Annotated in this window: 1 protein-coding gene; it reads right to left on the bottom strand. The window is 51.6% G+C overall.

What is annotated here, in order from left to right:
- Positions 1 to 289, bottom strand: a 289-nt coding sequence (locus tag NE473_RS32020; protein WP_256265720.1) for a nucleoside deaminase, incomplete at both ends; no start/stop codon positions are given.

Genomic DNA, 289 nt, shown 5'->3' with positions numbered 1-289 from the left:
ATGCCATAAACTACACGGCCGATATTGGCCCAGTAGATGGCGCCGGCGCACATGGCACATGGCTCTGCCGTAGTATATAAGGTGCAGTCCCAGAGATAATCTTTTGTAAATTCATGTACGGCCACATTGCCTTCTACTTTGACGTTGCCGCCCATACGGGACAGCTCGTCTACATAGCGGAAACGATTTTCAAAGATACTTTCGGTTACGTCACTGGCTCCCTCTGCAAGAGCAAGGGTCACCGTCATCTGCGGCTGCATATCGGTCGGAAATCCCGGATATGGCAGTG

The sequence above is a fragment of the Hungatella sp. SL.1.14 genome (assembly GCF_024460495.1).
GTDB lineage: Bacteria > Bacillota > Clostridia > Lachnospirales > Lachnospiraceae > Hungatella > Hungatella hathewayi.
Note: the sequence above shows the minus strand (reverse complement) of the source record. Positions and strands in the feature narration are given on the sequence as shown.